This window comes from Collinsella aerofaciens (assembly GCF_028209395.1).
GTDB classification, from domain to species: Bacteria; Actinomycetota; Coriobacteriia; order Coriobacteriales; family Coriobacteriaceae; genus Collinsella; species Collinsella aerofaciens_AZ.
In genome coordinates this window covers 1-23,127 of sequence record NZ_JAQLDQ010000029.1, presented here as the reverse complement: position 1 = coordinate 23,127, position 23,127 = coordinate 1, and the positions used below count along the sequence as shown (strand labels likewise).

Here is a 23,127-nt window from a genome sequence, read left to right as displayed (position 1 = left end):
GTCGCAGCCCCGACCCGCGGTCACGAGCGGGGGCTCCTGTCGTTTCCGTGCCCCTGGATTGGGTCATAGTGTCTGTCACGTCCAAAACATCGAGGTTAGTGGCCTTCTTTGCGTGCGGAACTCGCGACAAACTTAATGCCCGGCCCGCCGGGGCCACGCGCCATTTTGTAGATGGCGGCTCGCTTTTCGGAACTGGGCTGATATTTTTTGACGCAAGGCACTCTCGGCTGATATGGGACGGAGGGATTCCGCGTCCGCCTTTTCGGCGGCCGCGCTCCGCTGCGTCGCTTCGCTCCTTGCGTGCTGCGCTGGAAAACGCTTCGCGTTTCCTCAGCTCCGCACCCTTGCGGGTTCGAATCCCTCCGCATGCCCACAAGAAAGCGCCCCGGGCTGATGAAGGCCCAGGGCGCTCAGTTACCTTGGCTGGGACGGAGGGATTCGAACCCCCAACAGCCGGCACCAAAAACCGGAGTTCTACCGTTGAACTACGTCCCAGTATGGGTGTTGCACAAAAGCAACTCGTTTAGTTTACCTAATCTGCGAGGGCATCGCAAACGCCATCGAGCAGGCGTACCGCGAGCGTCTGGGCGTCGCTGGCAGTGAAGGTGCCGTTGTAGCGCGTCATGCCGGTGAGCTCAATGCGGATGCGTGCCGGCTTTTGCTGTGCGGCGACATTGGCGGTGCGGATGCGCTGGGCCAGGTTGTGGCACTCGGCGAGGGCAATCGTGGCGCGCGGAGCGGCGTCGGCGGGCAGCTCGTCGCTTGCGATCTCGAGCACCAGGTCAACGTCGGTCGGAACCTCGGAGTCGCAAAGCATCATGCCGCTGCTGTCGGTCGTCGCCGTGGCGATGTTCCACATGCGCGATGCAACACTGCGTGCGATGGGGTCCTCACCGATGACGGCAATCTGGAAGCGCTCGAGCACGTTGGCGGCGCGGGCAAAACCGATGCGCGACTCGGCCTCGGTCACCGAAGGTTTACCCTCCCACACGTGGTGCAGGCGGTTGATATAGGCGTAGGTATCCTGGAACGCCATGCCATCGGCAAACAGACCGACGTTTTCCTGGAACTGCTGAAGGGCCGCCTCGGTGTGCGGGCCAAAGTAGCCGTCGTCCTCGCCGCAGGCAAAGCCCAAAACGTTGAGCGCTTTCTGCATGGCCTGCACGTCGGCGCCATGGAAATTGGGCATGCGCAGATAGAGCGTGCGGTCGCCCAGTTTATACGAGGCGTCGACCAGGGCGCTCCAGCAGGGGATATCGACGGCACAGCCAGCGGCAAGGCCGCTATCGAGCCTAAAGGTGCCAACAGCCTGTTCGGTGGTGGTGCCAAAGCGCTTGTCGGCAACCTCGGTGTCATCGATTGTATAGCCGAGCTGCAGAAGGCGGGACTGGACGTCCTCGACGGCTGCTCCCTGCATGCCCGTTGTAATAGGTTCCATGAACGAACCCCTTTCGGCGTACCATTCGTACTATTTGAGCGTGTGTCGGATAGACAACGCAAAGGGATGCATAAACATGCACTCAACAGTGTAGCAAGTTGTACCCAAATACGCTGCTGACAGGTTTTATAACCCCCGCTAGTTAAGGCGCTCCACAAAGAAATCTGCCATGGAGAGGAACAGTTCGCGTGCATGCGGGTCGAGCGAAACGTCCTCGATGGCGGCCTTGGCTTTGGCGGTCAGGTCCAGCGCGTAGGCGTGGGCGTAATCGATAGAGCCGGTCTCCTGGAAGATTTCCACGGCGCGCGCGAGCTGTGCGGGGTCCTCGGTGCCCGAGGAGAGGATTGCTTCAATCTCGTCGTGATAGCGCTCATCAGACAGGGCGTGCACGGCAACGAGCGTGCGCTTACCCTCGGTGATGTCGGTGCGGAAGTCCTTGTTGGCGGCCTCCTTGGTGCCGATCAAGTTGAGCAGGTCGTCTTGAATTTGGAAGGCAAGGCCCGTGTACAGGCCAAAGGCGCGCAGCGCCTCAATTTGCTCCTCGCTGCCTCCGCCAATGATGGCTCCGGTGGCAAGCGGCGTGGCTCCGCTGTAGTACGCGGTCTTGTGCGTCGCCATGTCCAGATAATCGTCGACCGAGATGTCGAAGCGTGCGTCACGGACCCAGCCCAAGTCGAGCGCCTGACCCTCGATGGTGCGGACGATCATCTCGGTGAGCTCGTGAAGTACGCGCAGCTTTACGCCTGCCTCGAGCGTTGGATCGTCGAGAACCGTCTTGGTGACCATGGTAAGTGCCAGGTCACCGCAGTTGATGGCAAGCCCCGTGCCCTCGGTGAGGTGCATGCAGGGCTTGCCGCGGCGCAGCTGTCCGTTGTCGGCGATGTCGTCGTGAATCAGCGCGCCCGACTGGAAATGTTCGATGGCTGCCGCGGCGCTGCGGGCGCTCTCAAAGCTACCGCCTACTGCGGTGGCGGCGAGCATGCAGATAAGCGGGCGGTGGCGCTTGCCGGCGTTGGCCGTAAAAGCCGAGAGCGGCGCGTACAGGTAGCGCTCGATATCGGCAGAGGTCGCCTGTCCGTCAAAGAACGTGGCCAGATAGTCGTTGATCTGGTCAAAGTGCTGGGCTAAAAAGCTGGTAAACGGACTGGACACAGGCTCTCGCATTCTTTCTTGGGTTGCATCGTTGCATTATGCAGACAACATATTGCCACATTAGGGCGTCGAGCGCGGCGGTTGAAGACGAATGAGTCATGCGGCCGCAAACGCGGCAAGGGGCTCGGCTAGATAAGCCCAAAGTGTTCGAGCGCGGTGACGACGCCGTCATGGTCGAAGCTGTCGGTTACGTAGTCGGCCTTTTCCTTAAGGAAATCCGGCGCGTTGCCCATAGCGATGCCAACATCGACCGCCTCCATGAGGGCGATGTCGTTACTCGCGTCGCCAATGCCGTACACGGTGCCGTGGTCTGGCCCCAGGGCGTCAAGCACGGCCTTGATTCCGGCCCGTTTGGTGCACTCGCGAGGCGAGATTTCTGTGACCTCGAGCTCGAGCTCGTTGAAGCAGAGCAGAGGTCCGAGCTCTTCATCTTGGGCGATGCGGTTGGCAAGCTTCGTGGACATGAGGATCTTGTAGGCGCTGTAATGCTTGAGCTTTGTGACGGCATCGCCTACGGTACGGGCGTATCCGTACGTCTCGGGGGCGTCCGCGCTCATGCGCACGACGCGATCGAGACCTTCAAAGCGAATCACCTCGTCCGATTGCTCAAGATACGGGGCGAGGCGTTGCAGCAAGCCAGGGCTCATGGCCGCATTTCGCACAATGCGTTCGTCGAGTTCGACGTAGCCTCCCGCCAAGCAGACAATTCCTGCCCACGGCAGCTCGAGTAGCTTGGGATGAATGCAGCTCAGGGTGCGTCCCGTGCAGATAAAGGCCATGTTGCCGTTGGCGACAAACGCGCGGATTGCCTGCGAAACCGCCTCGTTGGGATAGGGGGAGAGGTCCCGCTCGTCTTCGGGAAGGTCTTGGGCGAGCCTGGGGTCTTGCCACGCGAGCGTGCCGTCAATGTCGAAGAAGCAGATATCGCCATGCTTGCGGGTTGGACTGGCGGCAGGGGAGGCCGAGGTGGTGGGCACAAATCCCGGCTCGAGGCCCATGATCTGGTCAAAATGCTCTTTAACGCGGGGAACGGAGACGCCGATGATCACCTGGGCGGTCTTGCCCGTAATGATGAGGCCCTTGGCGCCCACCGCGACAAACGACGCGTTATCTGCAACGATGGAGGGGTCTTCGACCTCGACGCGCAGGCGCGTGGCGCAGTTGGTTGCGCCCACAATGTTGGATACGCCGCCCAGAAGCGCCACAACCTGCTCGGCGAGCAGGTGGTCTTGCGATGCCTGGGCGTCGGAAGCCCCGGTTTTGGATGAATGCCTTTCGTCAACGTCGCCTCCCGTCAAGCGCGAGAGCGCCGTGTTGCCGGCAATATGCTCCTCGCGTCCCGGGGTTTTTAGGTCTAAGGCCAGGATAAGGCCTCGAAAGCTCAGAAAGAAGATGACGCTAAAGGCAAGGCCGATACCGAGCGCCAAAAGGTAGGAGCCGGCATGCATTCGCATGAGTGGGATGAAGTTGAAGGCCGTCATTTCCATGAGACCGCCCGAGAAGATGCCGACGATGCCAAAGAAGTTCATGGTCATGGCAAGGCAGGAGGACAGGACGGCGTAGAGCAAAAAGAGTCCTGGATAGGTGAACATAAAGAGAAACTCGAGCGGCTCGGTGACGCCGCAGACCACCGAGGCGACGATGGCGGGCAAAAGGATGACCTTAAGGCCGGCGCGGCGTTCGGGTTTGGCGGTGAAATAGAATGCTGCCGCGATGGCGGGAAGGCCAAAGAGCTTGCCCCAGCCGGTGGCGGTAAAACCTGCCCAGGGCGCAAGTTCATTTAAGGGGCGCGTGCTATGGGAGAGAATGGGGAGCAGGTTGGTCCACGTGGCGTAAATACCGTCGTGAATGACCAGATTGTCGTAATAGATGGGCATATAGAGCAGATGGTGCAGCCCCATGGGCTCGAGCGCTCGCTCCAAAAACACAAAGATGCCCACGCCGAAGGGGCCGACGCCCGCAAGTGCGTGGCGCAGCGTTTCGGTCACAGCGTATGCGAAGGGCACGATGGCGGCCGAGATGGCGGCAAGGGCAAACACGGCAAAAAAGCTGATGAGGTAGACGAGCGAGGAACCCGAGAACGTGCCGAGCCAATCGGGAACCTTGGCATCGTAGAAGCGGTCATGGATGGCAACGACGGTTGCCGACACCGCCAGCGGGCCGATAATGCCGGTGTCGAGCGTCTTGATGCCGTCGATGACGGTGATGCCGCTGGCGGGGGTTAAAGACGACGGGTACTTAAGTCCAAGGTTGTCGCCGCTCAGCTTAATGATCTCGCTCAAAAAGAAACAGTAGGCAAAATAGGCTACGAGCGCCTCGAGGCAGCAGCGTGCCGGTTGCTTTTGGGCAAGGCCGATGGGCAGCGCTACGGCAAAAAGGAGTGGAAGGCGCTTAAAGACCGTCCACGAGCCGCGCTGAATGATAGTCCAGAAAACGTACCAGGGGGTTCCGTATACGGCGAGGTCGCCGACGATATCCACGGTCGTTGCGAGGGCGGAGATGCCGACCATGAGGCCTGATATAGAAAACAGCATGGCGGGCGCGAACATGGCTCCGCCAAAACGTTGGATTTTCTGCAGCATAATATGCCTTTCGGATGCAACATGCTGTGCGAGCAAGAACGTTTAAACAATGAACTCATTGTAGAGGACTGGCTGCTTGCCGCATTGACGGTTTTGATTCGGTCCGATTTGGGTTTCGGGGGAACCGTCGACGGTAAATAATCCGTGCTTTACCGATAATCGGTTTAAACAACTTTAAGAAATGCTATCGTGCCTAGCCATACATATTCATTAGAGGTGAAATCATGCCAAAAGCGATTTACGAAGGAATCTACCGCGAGATCCGTTCGCGCATCATCAACGGGACCTATGCGTTTCAGGAGATGCTGCCAACCGAAGCCGAGCTGACCGCGGAGTTTGGCTGCACGCGCAATACCGTTCGACGCGCCTTGAGCATGCTGGCCGACCAGATGTTTGTGCAGCCTATACACGGCAAGGGCGTGCGCGTTATTTGGCTTAAGGGCGAAACCGATATGCTGGGCGCACTCGAAGAGGTTGAGTCGTTTGGCGAGTTCGCAAAACGCAACAATGCCGTCGCATCGACCGAGGTCAAGTCTTTTGAACATTTGATTTGCACTGAGCAACTCTCTCGTCGCCTGGGCTTTAAGGTGGGCGAGGAGCTGATTCGCGTCGTGCGTGTCCGAAGCCTCAACGGCAGCGCGCGCCAAGTGGACCATGGCTACTTTTTGGCGTCGATCGCCAAGGGCCTGACCCCCGAGATCGCGGCGGATTCTATCTACGGCTATCTGGAGCACAAGCGCGGCGTCAAAGTGATGGCGAGCCGTCGTACGGTGAGTGTCGAGCTCGCCAACGATGAAGACTGCAGCTATCTGGACCTCGGCAAGTACAACTGCGTCGCCGTTATGGAGAGCCAGTCGTACACCTCGGACGGCATCTTGTTCGAGGTCACGCATGCCCGCACACACCCCGAGATCTTCCATTACCGCGTCAATTCCAAGCGATAGCCGGCTAGCTCGCAGCCTGACGAGACTCATGCCCTCAAAGCGAAAACGCCCGGTCAAACCGACGATGCATCGGCTTGATCGGGCGTTTTCTCTGCATTCGATAACAAATAATTGTTTATACAAAACTTGTCAAGTATCAAGTCGAAATTACCGTTCACCGAAGTTTTTCTACCGCTCTAGTAATACTTGTTCAAACAACTAGCCAAATAGCGTATTGTACAAGTCAGCAAAAGGGGCAAAGTCCCCGAGCCAATCTCCGAAGGCGGCGGCAAAGGGTGCCGCCACGGTGTGAAAGGGTGGATTGTAATGAAGAACGAAATGAGCAGAAGGCAGTTCCTGGGCTTTGCTGGTTCCGCGGCTGCGGTTCTTGGTCTGGGCCTCGTGGGCTGCGGTGGTTCTGCCGGCTCTGGCTCCTCTGCTTCTGGTGACGCTGCCGAGGTCTACTTCCTCCAGTTCAAGCCCGAGGTCGACAAGGAGTGGAAGGAGATCGCCAAGGCGTACAAGAAGGAGAAGGGCGTCGAGGTCAAGATCGTGACCGCCGCCTCCAACACCTACGAGGAGAAGCTCAAGTCCGAGATGTCCAAGAGCTCCGCTCCGACGCTGTTCCAGGTCAACGGCCCCACCGGCCTTAAGAACTGGAAGGACTACTGCGCCGATCTTTCCGACACCAAGCTCCGCGGCGAGCTCATCGACGACTCCCTGGCGCTGCAGTCCGACGGCAAGGATCTGGGTATCGACTGGGTTCAGGAGAGCTACGGCATCATTTACAACAAGGAGCTCCTCGAGAAGGCCGGCTACAAGGCCGAGGACATCAACTCCTTCGACAAGCTGAAGGCTTGCGCCGATGACATCCAGGCCCGCAAGGACGAGCTCGGCGTTGACGGTGCCTTCACTTCCGCCGGTATGGATGACTCCTCCAGCTGGCGCTACACCACGCACCTCGCCAACCTCCCGCTCTACTACGAGTTCGAGAAGGAGCACAATCAGGAGGACGACGAGATCAAGGGCGAGTATCTCGACAACTTTAAGCAGATCTTCGACCTGTACATCACCGACTCCACCTGCGATCCTTCGCAGCTCGCCTCCAAGACCGGTGACGACGCCACCAACGAGTTCGCAACCGGCAAGGCCGTCTTCTATCAGAACGGCTCTTGGGCCTACGCCGACCTCACCAAGGCCGGTATGACCGACGACCAGCTCGGCATGCTGCCGATCTACATCGGCGTCGACGGCGAGGAGAACCAGGGCCTGTGCTCCGGCGGCGAGAACTACTGGTGCGTCAGCTCCCAGGCTTCCGAGGATGCCCAGAAGGCCACCGAGGACTTCATGTATTGGTGCGTCACTTCTGACACCGCCACCAGCATCATCGCTGACAAGATGGGTCTGACCGCCCCGTTCAAGAGCGCTAAGGAGACCACCAACGTCTTCTCTCAGCAGGCCGTTGCTATGGCCAAGGACGGCAAGAAGACCGTCGCTTGGGACTTCGTTTACATCCCCTCCGAGGAGTGGAAGAAGAACCTCAAGCAGGCTCTCATCGCTTATGCTGCCGACAACACCAAGTGGGACGGCGTCAAGAACGCCTTCGTCGATGGCTGGAAGACCGAGAAGGCTGCTTCCGAGTAAGCAGTTGCTGCCCAAGCTATCTGATTAGCGACAGGGGGCGGGCAGACGTAGGTTTGCCCGCCCCCTGCATATTGAAAGGACCCTTCTATGGGCAAAGCACTCAAGCGCTGGTGGCCGCTCTTTATGCTGCCCACGTGCCTGGCGTTTATGATCGGGTTCGTGATTCCCTTTATCCAGGGTTTCTATCTCTCGTTCTGCCAGTTTATTACCATCAATAACGCGCACTTTGTCGGTATCGAGAACTACGTGCGCGCGCTGTCCGATCCGCAGTTCTCCACGTCGTTCTTCTTTACCGTGGCGTTTGCCTTCCTGTCGACGGTGCTCATCAACGTGATCGCGCTGGCCATTGCGCAGGCGCTCACTCGCAAGGCGCTCAAGGGCACCAACATCTTCCGTACGATTTTCTTTATGCCTAACCTGATTGGCGGCATTGTACTGGGTTACATTTGGCAGATTCTGATCAACTGCCTGCTCTCCAACGTGGGTGCCCAGCTTATCGCCCTCAACTCCGCCGCTGGCTTCTGGGGCCTTATCATCCTGACCCTGTGGCAACAGGTCGGCTACATGATGATCATCTACATCGCCGGTCTGCAGTCCATTCCGTCTGACTACATCGAGGCCGCCAAGGTCGATGGCGCTACGGCATGGCAGACGTTTTGGAAGGTTAAGATCCCCAACCTGATGCCGACCATCACCATCTGCCTGTTCCTGTCCATCACCAACGGCTTTAAGCTGTTCGACCAGAACCTCGCCCTTACCGGTGGCGCCCCGGCGCACTCCACCGAGATGCTCGCCCTGAACATCTACAACACGTTCTATTCGCGTGCTGGCATCGCATGGCAGGGCATCGGTCAGGCCAAGGCAGTTATCTTCTGCATCCTGGTTGTCGCTATTTCTATGATCCAGCTTAAGGCCACGAGGTCCAAGGAGGTGCAGCAGTAATGAAACGCGATAAGGCTATCAACCGCGCGCTCTCGATCTTCTTTACGATCCTGTCGCTCGCATGGATCTACCCCGTGTTCATGATTGCGCTCAATTCCTTTAAGAAAGCGACCGCAATCAGCACCACCACGGCGTTCGATCTGCTCACGCCCGAGACGTTCAACGGCCTCGCAAACTACGTGCACGCTCTGAACGAGCAGGGCTTTGCCTCGGCGTTTATGTACTCGCTTATCATCACGGTCACGTCGGTCGTGCTGATTCTGGTGTGCTGCTCCATGTGCGCTTGGTACGTGGTGCGCGTCAACAGCAAGATCTCGAACTTCTTCTATTACCTGTTCGTCTTCTCGATGGTCGTACCGTTCCAGATGCTCATGTTCACGCTGTCCAACCTCGCGGACCGCATCGGCTTTAACACGCCGTTTAACATCTGCTTCATCTACCTTGGTTTTGGCGCGGGCCTCGCGGTCTTTATGTTCGCCGGCTTCGTCAAGAACATCCCGCTCGAGATTGAGGAAGCGGCCATGATCGACGGCTGCAACCCGGTCCAAGTGTTCTTTAAGATCGTCCTTCCCATTATGAAGCCCACCTATCTTTCGGTCGGCATCCTTGAGACCATGTGGGTCTGGAACGACTATCTGCTGCCCTACCTTACGCTCGACTCCACCAAGTACAAGACCATTCCTATCTTGATCCAGTACTTCCGTGGCGGCTATGGCCACGTCGAGCTCGGCCCCATGATGGCGTGCATCATGATGGTCGTCATCCCCATCGTCATCATGTACATCTTCTGCCAGAAGTACATCATCGACGGTGTGGTGGCAGGTGCCGTCAAGGGCTGATGCCGTAACTGTTTTGCAAGTTTTGGCGGCGCCTCTCAGCGCGGCGCCGCGTATCGAAAGGTAAAGACATGGCCGAGATCGTTCTCAAACATGTTCAGAAGGTGTATCCCAACAACGAGTCAAAAAAGAAGGGCTTCTTTGGCAAAAAGAAGAAGACCGAGGAGAAGAAGCACAACCTCAAGGTTACCGAGGACGGTGTGCTCGCTGTAGAGGACTTCAACCTCACCGTTCACGACCAGGAGTTCATCGTCCTCGTTGGCCCTTCTGGCTGCGGTAAGTCCACGACGATGCGCATGGTCGCCGGCCTGGAGGACATCACCTCCGGCGATGTGTTCATCGATGGCAAGCGCGTCAACGACGTGGCGCCCAAGGACCGCGACATCGCCATGGTGTTCCAGAGTTATGCTCTGTACCCCAATATGACGGTGTACGAGAACATGGCGTTTACGCTTGAGCTCAAGAAGGTCCCCAAGGACGAGATCGACCGCAAGGTTCGCTCCGCTGCCGAGATCCTGGGTATTACCGAGTACCTCGACCGTAAGCCCAAGGCGCTCTCTGGCGGCCAGCGCCAGCGCGTCGCCATCGGCCGCGCCATCGTGCGTGACCCCAAGGTCTTCCTGATGGACGAGCCGCTGTCCAACCTGGATGCCAAGCTTCGTAACCAGATGCGCGCCGAGCTCATTAAGCTGCGTCACGAGATCAAGGGCACCTTCATCTACGTTACCCACGACCAGACCGAGGCTATGACCCTCGGCGACCGCATCGTGGTCATGAAGGACGGCGTCGTCCAGCAGATCGCCACGCCGCAGGAGGTCTTCAACCATCCCGCGAACATCTTCGTCGCCGGCTTCATCGGCGTGCCGCAGATGAACTTCTTCGATGCCCAGCTGGTGCGCTCGGGCAACGGCTTTACCGTCAAGACCGAGGATATGAACGTGGCGCTCGCCCCCGAGACCTGCGCTCAGCTTGCCCTCAACTGGGACGGCGGCGACGTGAAGGAGATTACGGCCGGCGTGCGTCCCGAGCAGATTCTGCTTGCCGACAAGGGCGAGGAGGGTGCGCTCCAGGGTACCGTCGAGGTGACCGAGCTCATGGGTTCGACCGAGCATGTCCACGTGACCGCTCCCGATGGCCAGTTCGTCCTGATCATTCCCGTTGTCGACCTTGAGGCCAAGGGTGCGCTCAAGGCGGGCGACCCCATCTGGTTCAAGTTCGAGAAGAACGCGACCCACCTCTTCGATAAGGTATCTGGCAAGAACCTTATCTAGGCCCGGTGCAACCAGGCCCTCCCTTTGGGCGACTGCGGCTTTGCCATCCTTTTGCCGCGGTCACATATAAGGCTCCCCTCCCGTCCACTGGGCGAGAGGGGAGCCTTTCTTTGTGTTGGGACTGTCTGACCGGTCGTTTGTCTCGATCTGTAACGGATAGGGCCGATTTCGGACGTTAGATGTTACAGATCGAGACGGTTCCGCTGAGCTAACCATTTCATCTAAATCTGTAACACCAAAGGCGAATTTCACCTGCTAGATGTTACAGATTGAGATAAACCCAAGGGGAGGAGCCGGTATGTCTCAATCTGTAACAGCTGGGACCGTTTTGGTTGAGTAGTTGTTATGGATCGAGATTGTTTGGCCGAGTCGGATCACAGGGTAACGTGCGGGCACAAAAAACGGAGCCGCGTTGCCGTGGCTCCGTTTTCAAGAGGATGGGCGATGAAACCGAATTAGCTCAGGTGCCAGATCTCGTCGTTGTACTGGGAGATCGTACGGTCGGACGAGAAGGTGCCGGCGTTGGCGATATTGATGAGCGCCTTGCGCATCCAGGCGTCCTGGTCCTCGTAGTCGGCCAGCACGCGCTCCTTGGTCTGGATGTACTCCTCAATGTCGAGCAGGGCCATAAACCAGTCCTTGCCCTTAATGTCGTCGTGCAGGCGCTGCAGGCGCTCGGCGTTGCCGGTTGCCATAAAGGCCGGGTTGGTGATGAAGTCCACCAGCAGTTTAATTCCGGGCTTGCGGTAGAGCGTACCGGCGTTGTAGGTGCCGTCGGCGTAGAGCTGCTCGACCTGTTTGGACGAGGCACCAAAGGTATAGATGTTCTCGTCGCCCACGAGCTCGGCAATCTCCACGTTGGCACCGTCGAGCGTGCACAGGGTTAGGGCGCCGTTGAGCATGAACTTCATGTTGGAGGTGCCGCTCGCCTCCTTGGAGGCCAGGCTGATCTGCTCGGAGATGTCAGCGGCGGGGATCACGCGCTCGGCGGCGGTGACGTTGTAGTTCTCGATCATGACAACCTGCAGGTAGGGAGCCACGTCGGGGTCGTTTGCAATCCACTGCGACAGCGTCAGGATCAGATGGATGATGTCCTGCGCGATAGTGTAGGCAGGCGCCGCCTTGCCGCCAAAGATGATGGTGACGGGGTGCTTAGGCCTGTTGCCGTTCTTGATATCGAAGTACTTCCAGATGATGTAGAGCGCGAGCATCTGCTGACGCTTGTACTCGTGGATACGCTTGACCTGGACGTCGATGATGGCGTTGGAGGGAATGGTCACGCCCTGCTCGAGCGCCATGAACTGGCGCATGATGGCCTTGGCCTCGACCTTGGTGGCGGCCAGGCGCTCAAGAACGTCCTTGTCGTCGGCGAACTTGGCGAGTTTGCTCAGATCGCCGGTGCTGCGCCAGTCGGTGCCGATTACATCGTCGAGCAGGCTGGCGAGCGCGGGGTTGGCCCCATGGATCCAGCGGCGGAAGGTGATGCCGTTGGTCTTGTTGGAGAACTTCTCGGGATAGATCTCGTAGAACGGATGAAGCTCGGTGTCCTCCAGGATCTTGGTGTGGAGGGCGGCTACGCCATTGATGGAGAAGCCAAAGTGGATGTCCATGTGGGCCATGTGGACGGTGTCGTATTCGTCGATGACGGCGACGCGCGGGTCATCGTGCTCGGCCTTCGCGATCTCATCGAGCTTGACGATAATGTCGGCGATGGCAGGGGAGACCTTCTGCAGGCTGACGAGCGGCCACTTCTCGAGCGCCTCGGCAAGAATCGTGTGGTTAGTGTAGGCGACCATGGAGCGTACGATGGTCACGGCCTCGTCAAACTCGATGCCATGCTCGGTGGTGAGCAAGCGAATGAGCTCGGGGATGACCATGGTGGGGTGCGTGTCGTTAATTTGGACCACGGCGTAGTCGGCCAGATCGTGCAGGTTGCTGCCGCGCTCGATGGCCTCGTCGATCAGGAGTTGGGCGGCGTTGCTCACCATGAAGTATTCCTGGTAGATGCGAAGCAGGCGGCCCTGCTCGTCGGAATCGTCGGGGTAGAGGAACAAGGTGAGGTTCTTGGCGATCTCGGTCTTGTCGAAGTCGATGGAGCTGCCGGGGACCAGGCCGTCGTCGACGCTCGCCAGGTCGAACAGGCGCAGACGGTTCTTGGTGGGCTGGCCGTAACCGGGCACGTCGATGTTGACGAGCTTGGAGGTAACGGCAAAATCGCCGAACTCGACGGTGTAGGAGCGGTCGTCGTCGACTAGGATGTCCTGCTCACCGAGCCACTCGTCGGGGACGGCCTTCTGCTGGTTGTCGACAAAGCGCTGACGGAACAGGCCGTAGTGATAGTTGAGGCCCACGCCATCGCCGGTCAAGCCCAGCGTGGCGATGGAATCCAGGAAGCATGCGGCCAGGCGGCCCAGGCCGCCGTTGCCGAGCGACGGCTCGACCTCGAACTCCTCGATCTTGTTGAGGTCGTGGCCTGCGGCGGTGAGCTGGTCCTTAACCTCGTCGTAGATGCCGAGGTCGATCATGTTGTTGATGAGCAGCTTGCCGATCAAAAATTCGGCGGAAATGTAATAGAGCTTTTTCTTGCCGTTGTTGAGCGGGCAGGCGGCGGAGCGCTCCTGCACGAGTTTGACCAGCAGCTTGTAAATGCGACGGTCGTCGAGTTGCTCGAGCGAGGTGCCAAAAGACTGCTCGGCGAGTTCCATGAGGTTAATTTGGGGCATGTTTCCTCCTGTAATGGGTTGATTACATGTCTGCAATTCATAAGAATCCCGCGCGAGGGGATTGGGGTGGCCTCGCGCGGGTAAGCAAGCGCGTCCGCACGGTGGGGAGGGGTCGGGCGCGGTAGCTCCTATTGAGGAAGCTCGATTTCGGCTTCCGACGGGATGCGGAAGTAGGTCTCGGTCCAGTCGGTGAGTTTGTGCTCGAGCTCGCGGGTGATGGCGCCGTCGAGCATGCGCCAGGTCCAGTTGCCGCCCAGCGTGGCAGGGGTGTTGATGCGCGCCTCGTTGCCCAAGTTGAGCAGGTCCTGCATGGTGTAGATGCACGTGTCGCTCACGCTGGCTGCGATGGTTCGGTTGAGCGCGTCGGCGATGGGTTCGCCGGCCTGCTGATGGGTGTACAGAGCTGTCTGCTCGCGCTGACGCGGGGTAGCCGTTCCTTCAAACCAGCCGCGTGCCGTCTCGTTGTCGTGAGTGCCCACGTAGGCGACGGTGTTGGCAATGTAGTTGTGCGGCAGGTAGTACGAGTTAGTGCCCTCAAAGGCAAACTGCAGGATCTTCATGCCGGGGAAGCCCGAGTTGTCGCGCATATCGATGACGCCGGGGGTGAGGAAGCCCAGGTCCTCGGCGATGATGGGCAGCGTGCCGAGCTTTTCCTCGAGTGTCTTGAAGAGCTTGAGGCCGGGACCCTGCGTCCACGAACCGTAGGACGAATCAGGCGAGGAGAACGGCACCTCCCAATAGGCCTCGAAGCCGCGGAAGTGATCCAGGCGGATGACGTCGTACATGTCGAGGGCGGCGCGAATGCGGCCCTCCCACCAGGAGAAGCCGTCGGCCTCCATGGCGTCCCAGTCGTAGATGGGGTTGCCCCAGTACTGGCCGGTAGCCGAGAACTGGTCGGGCGGCGTGCCGGCGACGCTCACGGGATTGCCGGCGGCGTCGATCTTAAAGAGCTCAGGTGTCGCCCACATCTCGACGGAGTCACGCGAGACATAGATGGGCAGGTCGCCGATGATGAGAATGTCGCGCTCGTTGGCATAGGCCTTGAGGCGGCTCCACTGGCGATCGAAGAAGTACTGCGTCATCTGGTGGTAGAGCATACGCGCCGGATGGTCGGCGCAGACCTTGGCGGAAGCCTCGCCGCGGGTGCGGAGCTCCGCGGGCCACTCCCAAAACGCCTTGAGACCGCACTCCTCTTTGACGGTCATGAACTCACAGTAGGGGATGAGCCAGTCCTCGTTGGCCTGGATAAAGTCATCGAAATCGGCCGGCTTGTCGGCAGCAAAGCGCTCGGCGGCGCGGTCGAGAATCTGACGGCGGCCGCCAAAGATAGCACCGTAGTCGACATTGCTGGGGTCGGATCCCAGATACACGCCATCGATATCGCGCTGCTCCAGATACCCTGCCTCGATAAGCTCGGCAAAGTCGATAAAGTTGGGGTTGCCTGCGCGGGCCGAGAACGACTGATAAGGCGAATCGCCATAGCTGGTCGTCGTAAGGGGCAGAATCTGCCAGTAATGTTGTTTGCACGAGGCGAGAAAATCGACGAAGTCGTAGGCATTCCAGCCAAAGCCGCCGATTCCGTATGGTCCGGGCAGAGATGAGACGGGCATGAGGACGCCGCTTGCACGCTCCATGAATGCGCTCACCAACCTTCTTGTTGTGGGGTCGGCCTGCCGATGGGTGTGCAGTCCGCCTCCGATGTTCTGATTCGATACGCCTATTGTAAAACATGTTGTTTAAACATGTACAGGCAAGAAAAAAAGTTGGTCGATTTTCGGCGAATGGCTACATGCCATGAAAAAAGCCCCGACCTCACAACGTGAGATCGGGGCAAGAACGGTATGTAGGTTTTTGCTACTCGGCGTCGGCGAAGCCGTTGGGGTTGTGGCTCTGCCAGTTCCAGCTATCGCGGCACATGTCCGCGATGTCGTACTGGGCCTTCCAGCCCATCATGCGCTCGGCCTTGGAGGCATCGCACCAGTTGGCAGCGATGTCGCCGGCGCGGCGCTCGCGGATCACGTAGGGCAGCTCCTTGCCACAAGCCTTGGAGAAGGCGGCGACGACCTCGAGTACCGAGGTGCCGGTGCCGGTGCCCAGGTTAAAGATCTCGACGCCGGTCTTGCCGTTCATCCAGTTAAGGGCGGCAACGTGACCAGAGGCCAGATCGCACACGTGGATGTAGTCACGCACGCCGGTGCCGTCGGGGGTGGGGTAGTCGTTGCCAAAGACCTGAACGGCCTCGAGCTTGCCCACGGCGACCTGGGCGACATAGGGCACCAGGTTGTTGGGGATGCCCTTGGGGTCCTCGCCGATCAGGCCCGACGGATGAGCGCCGATGGGGTTGAAGTAACGGAGCAGCACGACGTCCCACTCGGGGTCGGCGGTGTGGACGTCCATAAGGATCTGCTCGATCATCCACTTGGTCCAGCCATAGGGGTTGGTTGCGGGCTTCTTGGGGTCTTCCTCGGTGACGGGCGGGTTGTCCGGGTCGCCGTAGACGGTCGAGGAGCTCGAGAAGATGATGGACTTGCAGCCATGGTTGCGCATGACGTCGATGAGCACCAGGGTGTTCTCGATGTTGTTGTGGTAGTACTCGACGGGCTTGCTCACCGACTCGCCGACGGCCTTAAAGCCGGCAAAGTGGATGACACGGTCGATCTGATGGGTATCGAAGATCTTGTTCATCGCATCGCGGTCGAGCACGTTGGCCTTGTAGAAGGTGAGGTTCTTGGCGGCTTCGTCGCCCACGATGGTCTTGACGCGGTCGACGGCGACGGCGCTGGAGTTGGAGAGATCATCGACGATGACGACCTGGTAGCCACCCTCGAGCAGCTGAACGACGGTGTGCGAGCCGATAAAGCCGGCGCCACCGGTAACGAGGACGCAGGTGTCTTTGGGGTCGAGTGCTTTGGACATGTAGTCTCCTATCGAATCAGGAACACTTCTAGAGGGGAGTATAGCGCAGGCGGGGACGCCCAAATGGTGCACTGTAGGAAAAGCAGAGGATTATGTTAACGTACTCATATAAGAGCTTGCTCAATTGTTACCTCAAATTTGACAATTGCTTACGAGCCGCCGACCTTGTAGTTTCCTGCCGTTCGTGGAAATCGTTGGGACGCGCCATATGTACGCTAATATGTATGAGTTGAGCGACATATAAATAAGCATGTAACGGAGTACATATGTCACCAAACAGCGATTCCATCCTTTCCCAGGAGCTCTCGCGCCGCACTGCCCTTAAGGCCCTGTTCGGCGCCGCTTCTGCGGCAGTTCTTTTTGGCCTGCCCACACGCGCCCATGCGGCGGAGGCTTCCAAAGAAACCACCGATAAATTGAATGCCGCCCAGGCCCAACTCGACGAGGTTCAGGCCCAGCTCGACAGCATCGCAAATGAGTATGCGGCGCTGGCCAACAAGAATGCCCAGACCCTCAACGACATCGAGAATGTCCAGGGCAAGATTGACGACACGCAGGCCCAGATCGATGAAAAGAAGGCCGAGCTCAAGAAGAAGCGCAACGACCTTTCCGATCGCGTGGCCGCCAGCTACAAGTCCGGCGGTACGAACATCCTGTCGCTGCTGCTGGCCTCTGGCTCGTTTGAGGAACTCGTCGCCAACGCGCATTACGTTGAGAAGATCAACAAGAGCGACCGCGATGCCATCGAGGATATCCAGACGATTCAGGCTGAGCTCGACGCACAGAAGACCGAGCTCGAATCACAAAAGGCCGACCTGGAGAAACTCAAGGACCAGCAGACGGCTCAGATGCAGGATATGCAGGCCAAGCAGCAAGAAGTCCAGACCGTGCTGAACGGTCTTTCCGACGACGTCAAGGAACTCATGGCTCAGCGCGATTCCGAGATCCTCGCTGCCGCCCAGGCTGAGGAGGCCGCTAGGAAGGCCGCCGCTGCCGCGGCCGCCGCGAACAAGAACAATTCCTACTCGGGTGGTTCGAGCTCGGGCGGTGGATCGTATGCGCCCGGAACTCCGCAGCAGAATGCCGGCTCGGGCAAGCAGCAGGCCGTCGTCAACGCGTGCTACTCCACGCCTTCGCCGGGTCAGAACTGGTGCGCGGCGTGGGTTACCAATGTCTTCCGTAACGCCGGCGTTGGCTACTTTGGCGGCAACGCCTGCGACATGTTCAACGCCTGGTGCTATAGCTCCGACCGCTCGGCGCTGCAGGTGGGCATGATCGTGGCCGATTCCTCGCACAGCGGCACCGGTACGCCGGGTCTGCTGTATGGCCACGTGGGCATCTATGTCGGTGGTGGCATCGTTATGAGCAACGAAGGCCCCATTACGTCGAAGTCGCTCGATTCGTTTATCTCGTTCTATGGTACGGGCTCTGGCGTGCGTTGGGGCTGGCTTGGCGGCGTCGTGCTGTCGTAGCTACGGCTTGAAGCTGGTTGGTCCGGGACAGCCCGAATGGCATAAGGTTGCCTGCTCGGACAGTCCTGCTCGCACGGAGAGCACATTAAGTGCTCTCCGGCTCGTGCGGAACTCGCGATCAACCTTATGCCATTCGGGCTGTCCCGGCCCTCTCGGGTCCAGGGCGCTACACACCGGACTGGTTGTCTGAATAAAAGAAAGTGAAGGCCCCTTTCGGGGCCTTCTTTGTTAGAGGAATTCGCCGACTCGGTGGACTTCGGGTTCGAGGTCTACGTCGAATTGGTCTTTGACGGTTGTTTGGATGTGGCGGATGAGTTCGTCGACATCGGCGGCGGTGGCGTGGTCGGCGTTGACGATGAAGCCGCAGTGCTTTTCGCTCACCTGCGCGCCGCCGATAGCGTGGCCGCGCAGGCCGGCGTCCATGATGAGCTTGCCGGCAAAGTAGCCCTCGGGGCGCTTAAAGGTGGAGCCGGCGCTCGGCATGTCGAGCGGCTGCTTGTCCTCGCGGCGCTGGCGGTAGTCGTCCATGTCGGCCTTGATCATCGCAGCGTTGCCCGGGGCGAGATTGAAGGTGGCCGAAAGCACGATAAAGCCATAGTCGGCAATGCGGCTCTTGCGATAGCCCAGGTTGAGCTCGTCGACATCGAACTCGATGATGTTGCCGCTGCCGCGGGTGCCGTCGTCGAGCATGCGGGCAGGCTTGTAGACGCGCACGGACTCGAGCACATCGGCCATGCAAGCACCATAGGCACCGGCGTTCATGTAGCAGGCGCCGCCGACCGATCCGGGGATGCCCGAGATGGGCTCCATGCCGGTGAGGCCGGCCTCGGCTGCTGCCGCGGCGACATCGGAAAGCAGGGCGCCGGCTGCGGCCGTGACGTGCGTGCCGTCGACCGTAATATCGGAGAGGCCCTCACCCAGCGCCACGACGACGCCGCGGATGCCCTTGTCGCCGACGAGCAGGTCGGAGCCGTTGCCCACGATGGTGAGCGGCAGGTCGCAGCGATAGCAGGTATCGAGCGTGGCGACGAGGCCCTGCTCGGTATCGGGCGTGACAAAGACGTCGGCCGGACCGCCGATCTTAAACGTGGTGTGCTCGCGCATGGGCTCGCTCATCAACACGTTGTCCTCGCCGGCAACGCCAGCAAGCGCGCACAGCAGGTCCTCGTTAAAAAAGTCGTTCTCGTGCATGCGAATATCCGCCTTTTGGTGGTCGTTGTCATCAATCGATTGCAATATACCCCACCCAGATGCATTTGGTGCGCTGGCGGCGATAAAACTGCCGTCCACCGGATTGATAAAGTGTTTATCATCGAGGTAGAGGGGCAGTCGCTATACTTTCAAGAGATTGCGCGTAAACCCGGAAGGAGCGAGATGGCCAACAAAGTCACCCTCAAGCAGATCGCCCAGGAGGTGGGGCTTTCCCCCTCGTCGGTCTCGCTTGTTCTCAACAATCGGCCTTGTCGCATCTCGGAAGAAAACCGCAAACTCATCAAGGAGGTTGCCGCGCGCAACCATTATGTTCCCAACCAGATCGCGCGCAGCCTGGTCATGCGTGAGTCGCGTACGCTGGGCCTTATCGTCCCCAACATCGAGAGCCGCTTTTTTGCCTCGCTCGCTGGCAGCCTGGAAAAGCGTTGCCGTGAGGATGGCTACGCACTCTTTATCACCAGCTCGGGCGGAAGCGCCGATGACGATCTGGAACTGCTGCGCCAGCTGGTGACGCGCGGCGTTGATGGCGTCTTTTTGGTGGTGGGCGACGAGTTCTCCGACGACCGCGCCCTGCGCGAAGAAGTCAGCCATCTACCTATCCCGGCCGTAATGGTCGACCGTGCCATCGAGGGGCTCGAGTGCGATAAGGTGATGTTTGACCACGAGATGGGCGGCTACATGGCAACGCGCTATCTGATTGAACAGGGTCATCGTCGCATCGCCTGCTTGGTTAACGCGCGCCGTTCCAATACGGGCCGCAAACGACTTGCCGGCTATGAGCGCGCGCTGCGCGAGGTTGGCCTGCCTATCGATGCACGCTTGGAGTTTGAGAGCGAGTATTACATTCCGAGCGCCTACGAGGCCTCGGAGGCGGTGCTCGCAACCGACGCCACTGCCGTGTTCGCAAGCTCGGACAATATTGCCCTCGGTCTGCTCAAGCGCCTGCACGAGATGGGCAAGAGCATTCCGGGCGATATCTCGGTGGTGAGCTATGACAACTCGGCGGCCGACGTTCTCTTTGAGCCGGCACTGACCGCGATCGAGCAGGATCCGGGCGTTCTCGCGGAGCATGCCTTTGGCTGCATGTCCAAACGCCTTGCCGGTAGGGGCGGCAGGCGTGCCGAAGAGGTCGTTCTGGAGCCGGAGCTTATCGTTAAGGACAGCGTGCTCGAGCTTACTAAACACAACTAAACACGTTTACCAATTTGCAGAGACCGAATGTGGAGCACCTGTGACAATCAACGCCGCAGGTGAATGTTGCGTTTTGTCGTTCCGTACGATCAATACAGATGATAAAACGTTTTTTCACCGTGATAAAACGTTTTAGCAAATATACTGGTCCCAACGAATGGTTGCCGTATCGGAGGGTGACCGCGCAGCGAAGGGACATAAACAATGGCTAAAACTCTGGGAACGCCGTGGCAAAAGCTGGGCCACGAGGTACCGGCTTCCGAGCTCGAGGGCGTCGATCTGTATTGGCGTGCATCGAACTATCTGTCCGTCGGCCAGATCTACCTTCGTTCTAACCCGCTGATGCGCTCCGACTTTGTCGACGAGAAGACCGGCGAGACGCGCGACTTTGGTCGTCCGGACGTTAAGCACCGCCTGGTCGGTCACTGGGGCACCACGCCTGGCATCAACTTCCTGTTCGGTCACGTCAATCGCCTCATTGCCGACCACAACCAGAATGCCATCTTCTTGATGGGCCCGGGTCACGGTGGCCCCGCCGGCACCGCCCAGTCGCTGCTCGATGGCACCTACCGCGAGATCCGCCCCGACATCACTGATGACGAGGCCGGTCTGCAGAAGTTCTTCCGCCAGTTCTCCTACCCCGGCGGCATTCCGAGCCACTTTGCGCCCGAGACGCCCGGCTCCATCCACGAGGGCGGCGAGCTTGGCTACACGCTTAGCCACGCCTACGGTGCCGTCATGGACAATCCGAGCCTGCTGGCCGTGGCCGTGGTAGGCGACGGCGAGTCCGAGACCGGTCCGCTCGCGACCTCTTGGCAGTCCAACAAGCTCGTGAACCCGGCAACTGACGGTATCGTTCTGCCGATCCTGCACCTCAACGGCTACAAGATCGCCAACCCCACCATCCTCGCCCGCGTGTCCGACGAGGAGCTCACCAAGTTCTTCGAGGGCATGGGCTACAAGCCGCACTTCTTTGTCGCCGGCTTTGACGACGAGAGCCATGCGAGCATCCACGAACGCTTCGCCTCCCTGTTTGAGCAGGTCTTTGACGAGATTTGCGACATCAAGGCTACCGCACAGGCCCAGGCTGCCGCGGGCGAGACCGTGGTCCGCCCAGCCTACCCCATGATCGTGTTCCGCACGCCCAAGGGCTGGACTTGCCCCAAGCAGATAGACGGCAAGAAGACCGAGGACTCCTGGCGCGCCCATCAGGTGCCGCTGGCGAGCGCCAAGGACACCCACGAGCACTTCCGCGTGCTGCGCGAGTGGCTGCGCTCCTACAAGCCCGAGGAACTCTTTACGCCCGAGGGCCAGGTGCGCCCCGAGGTGACGGCCTTTATGCCGACCGGCGAGCTGCGCATTGGCGCTAACCCCAACGCGAACGGCGGCAAGGCGCGCCGCGAGCTCGAGCTGCCCGATATCCACGCCCACGAGATTCCCGTCGCCGAGAAGGGCCACGGCTGGGGCTCCACCGAGGCCGCCCGTGTCTTTGGTGAGTACACCGCCGACGTATTGGCCAAGAACATGGACGACTTCCGCATCTTTGGTCCCGATGAGACCGCGTCCAACCGCCTGCAGGCTGCCTACAAGGTGACCAAGAAGCAGTGGGATGCCGGCTTCTACGAGGACGACGCCAACGATGAGCTGCTGGCCGGCTCCGGTAAGGTTGTCGAGCAGCTGTCCGAGCACCAGTGCGAGGGCTTCCTCGAGGCCTACGTGCTCACCGGCCGCTCCGGTGTGTGGAGCTCCTACGAGAGCTTTGTCCACGTGGTCGATTCCATGGTCAACCAGCACTGCAAGTGGCTCGAGGCCACCAAGCGCGAGATTCCGTGGCGTGCGCCCATCAGCGGCCTCAACATTTTGCTGTCGAGCCATGTCTGGCGTCAGGACCACAACGGTTTCTCTCACCAGGACCCCGGCTTTATCGACCTGCTGCTCAACAAGGCCAACGATACGCATATCGTGAATGCTTACTATCCGGCCGACGCCAACATGGCGCTTGCCGTGGCCGAGCGCGTCTACCAGTCCACCGACTGCGTCAACGCCATTTTCTGTGGCAAGCAGCCCGCCCCGACTTTCCAGACGGTTGACGAGGCCTGCGCCGAGCTCGCCGAGGGCGTGGCGACGTGGGAGTGGGCATCGACCGCCGACTCGCTCGCCGAGGCCGACGTCGTGGTCGCCACGTGCGGCGACGTGCCGACGCTCGAGGCTCTGGCCGCAACCGATATGCTGCGCGAGCTGGGCGTTAAGGTATGGTTCGTCAACGTGGTGGATCTGCTCAAGATCCAGAACGTCTGCGAGAACGACCAGGCTATAAGCGACGAGCGCTGGGCTGAGCTGTTCGCCTGCGGCGAGAAGCCCGTGCTCCTTGCATTCCACGCCTATGCCGGCACGATTCGCCGCCTGATCTGGAACCGCCCCGGCCACGACGCCTTCCGCGTTCACGGCTACGAGGAGAAAGGCTCCACGACCACGCCGTTCGACATGCTGCGCCTGAACAACATGGATCGTTGGGCTTTGGCCGCCGACGTGCTGCGCATGGTCGACGCCGATAAGTTTGCCGAGCAGATTGATGAGTGGGAGGCCTTCCGCACCGAGGCCTTTGAGTTCGCGTGTGACGAGGGCTTCGATCACCCGGCCTTTACCGACTGGGTCTGGCCCGACGCTGCAGCTGCAACTGCTGCCGACGGCGCGCTTTCCGCAACGCAGATGACCGCGGGCGACAACGAGTAAGTGGGCATCCGGGACGGTCTCGCGCTGGGGCCTTGCCCGGCGGGGTGGCCTTGCTCCGGGAAGTGGGCTTCGCGAACTTCCCGGAGCAAGGC

15 protein-coding genes and 1 tRNA gene are annotated in these 23,127 nt (G+C 59.7%); 8 read left to right on the top strand and 8 right to left on the bottom strand.

What is annotated here, in order from left to right; all coding sequences use genetic code 11:
• Positions 1 to 420: 420 nt before the first annotated feature.
• From PMW67_RS08890 to PMW67_RS08875, 4 genes are all read right to left on the bottom strand, one after another.
• A tRNA-Gln gene (locus PMW67_RS08890) sits at positions 421 to 495 on the bottom strand.
• A 37-nt stretch (positions 496 to 532) separates the two neighbouring features.
• Entirely contained in the window at positions 533 to 1,438 is a 906-nt protein-coding gene (locus tag PMW67_RS08885) for a peptidoglycan-binding domain-containing protein (protein WP_271739526.1), read from the bottom strand.
• Positions 1,439 to 1,576: 138 nt separating this feature from the next.
• The gene (locus PMW67_RS08880) at positions 1,577 to 2,590 is read right to left on the bottom strand and encodes a polyprenyl synthetase family protein (RefSeq protein ID WP_271739525.1); all 1,014 of its coding nucleotides are present in this window, start codon (positions 2,588 to 2,590) and stop codon (positions 1,577 to 1,579) included.
• 128 nt (positions 2,591 to 2,718) lie between these two features.
• The gene (locus PMW67_RS08875) at positions 2,719 to 5,172 is read right to left on the bottom strand and encodes a PTS transporter subunit EIIC (RefSeq protein ID WP_271739523.1); all 2,454 of its coding nucleotides are present in this window, start codon (positions 5,170 to 5,172) and stop codon (positions 2,719 to 2,721) included.
• 224 nt (positions 5,173 to 5,396) lie between these two features.
• Here PMW67_RS08875 and PMW67_RS08870 point away from each other — a divergent pair, with 224 nt between their 5' ends.
• From PMW67_RS08870 to PMW67_RS08850, 5 genes are all read left to right on the top strand, one after another.
• Complete coding sequence (locus PMW67_RS08870) at positions 5,397 to 6,116, top strand: GntR family transcriptional regulator (RefSeq protein WP_055252172.1); 720 nt, start codon at positions 5,397 to 5,399, stop codon at positions 6,114 to 6,116.
• A 306-nt stretch (positions 6,117 to 6,422) separates the two neighbouring features.
• On the top strand, positions 6,423 to 7,739 hold the full coding sequence (locus PMW67_RS08865) for an ABC transporter substrate-binding protein (protein WP_055252173.1): 1,317 nt from the start codon (positions 6,423 to 6,425) through the stop codon (positions 7,737 to 7,739).
• A gap of 87 nt (positions 7,740 to 7,826) precedes the next feature.
• A complete protein-coding gene (locus PMW67_RS08860; protein WP_055252174.1) occupies positions 7,827 to 8,681 on the top strand; it encodes a carbohydrate ABC transporter permease in 855 nt (284 codons plus the stop codon).
• The gene (locus PMW67_RS08855; RefSeq protein WP_117584245.1) at positions 8,681 to 9,520 is read left to right on the top strand and encodes a carbohydrate ABC transporter permease; all 840 of its coding nucleotides are present in this window, start codon (positions 8,681 to 8,683) and stop codon (positions 9,518 to 9,520) included. The genes PMW67_RS08860 and PMW67_RS08855 overlap by 1 nt, the downstream gene beginning before the upstream one ends.
• 68 nt (positions 9,521 to 9,588) lie before the next feature.
• On the top strand, positions 9,589 to 10,788 hold the full coding sequence (locus PMW67_RS08850; protein WP_117584246.1) for an ABC transporter ATP-binding protein: 1,200 nt from the start codon (positions 9,589 to 9,591) through the stop codon (positions 10,786 to 10,788).
• Positions 10,789 to 11,243: 455 nt separating this feature from the next.
• On the opposite strand, the gene glgP is transcribed toward PMW67_RS08850, so the two are convergent.
• The 3 genes from glgP to galE form a co-directional block, all read right to left on the bottom strand.
• A complete protein-coding gene (gene glgP / locus PMW67_RS08845; RefSeq protein WP_271739521.1) occupies positions 11,244 to 13,511 on the bottom strand; it encodes a glycogen/starch/alpha-glucan family phosphorylase in 2,268 nt (755 codons plus the stop codon).
• A gap of 128 nt (positions 13,512 to 13,639) precedes the next feature.
• Positions 13,640 to 15,157 carry a 4-alpha-glucanotransferase gene (gene malQ / locus PMW67_RS08840; RefSeq protein ID WP_233502855.1) on the bottom strand — a complete coding sequence of 506 codons (1,518 nt, stop codon included), beginning with the start codon at positions 15,155 to 15,157 and terminating at the stop codon, positions 13,640 to 13,642.
• A gap of 208 nt (positions 15,158 to 15,365) precedes the next feature.
• A complete protein-coding gene (gene galE / locus PMW67_RS08835) occupies positions 15,366 to 16,427 on the bottom strand; it encodes a UDP-glucose 4-epimerase GalE (RefSeq protein ID WP_117736891.1) in 1,062 nt (353 codons plus the stop codon).
• A 266-nt stretch (positions 16,428 to 16,693) separates the two neighbouring features.
• On the opposite strand from galE, the gene PMW67_RS08830 reads away from it, so the two are divergent.
• Positions 16,694 to 17,899, top strand: coding sequence for a coiled-coil domain-containing protein (locus tag PMW67_RS08830; RefSeq protein ID WP_271739518.1), 1,206 nt, complete (start codon positions 16,694 to 16,696; stop codon positions 17,897 to 17,899).
• Positions 17,900 to 18,127: 228 nt separating this feature from the next.
• On the opposite strand, the gene murB is transcribed toward PMW67_RS08830, so the two are convergent.
• Positions 18,128 to 19,090 (bottom strand): UDP-N-acetylmuramate dehydrogenase, encoded by a 963-nt coding sequence (gene murB, locus PMW67_RS08825; protein ID WP_271739528.1) that lies wholly within the window; start codon positions 19,088 to 19,090, stop codon positions 18,128 to 18,130.
• 183 nt (positions 19,091 to 19,273) lie between these two features.
• Between murB and PMW67_RS08820 the strand changes: the two genes are divergently transcribed.
• Complete coding sequence (locus PMW67_RS08820) at positions 19,274 to 20,302, top strand: LacI family DNA-binding transcriptional regulator (RefSeq protein ID WP_089573627.1); 1,029 nt, start codon at positions 19,274 to 19,276, stop codon at positions 20,300 to 20,302.
• A gap of 204 nt (positions 20,303 to 20,506) precedes the next feature.
• A complete protein-coding gene (locus tag PMW67_RS08815; protein ID WP_271739517.1) occupies positions 20,507 to 23,035 on the top strand; it encodes a phosphoketolase family protein in 2,529 nt (842 codons plus the stop codon).
• Positions 23,036 to 23,127: the final 92 nt, after the last annotated feature.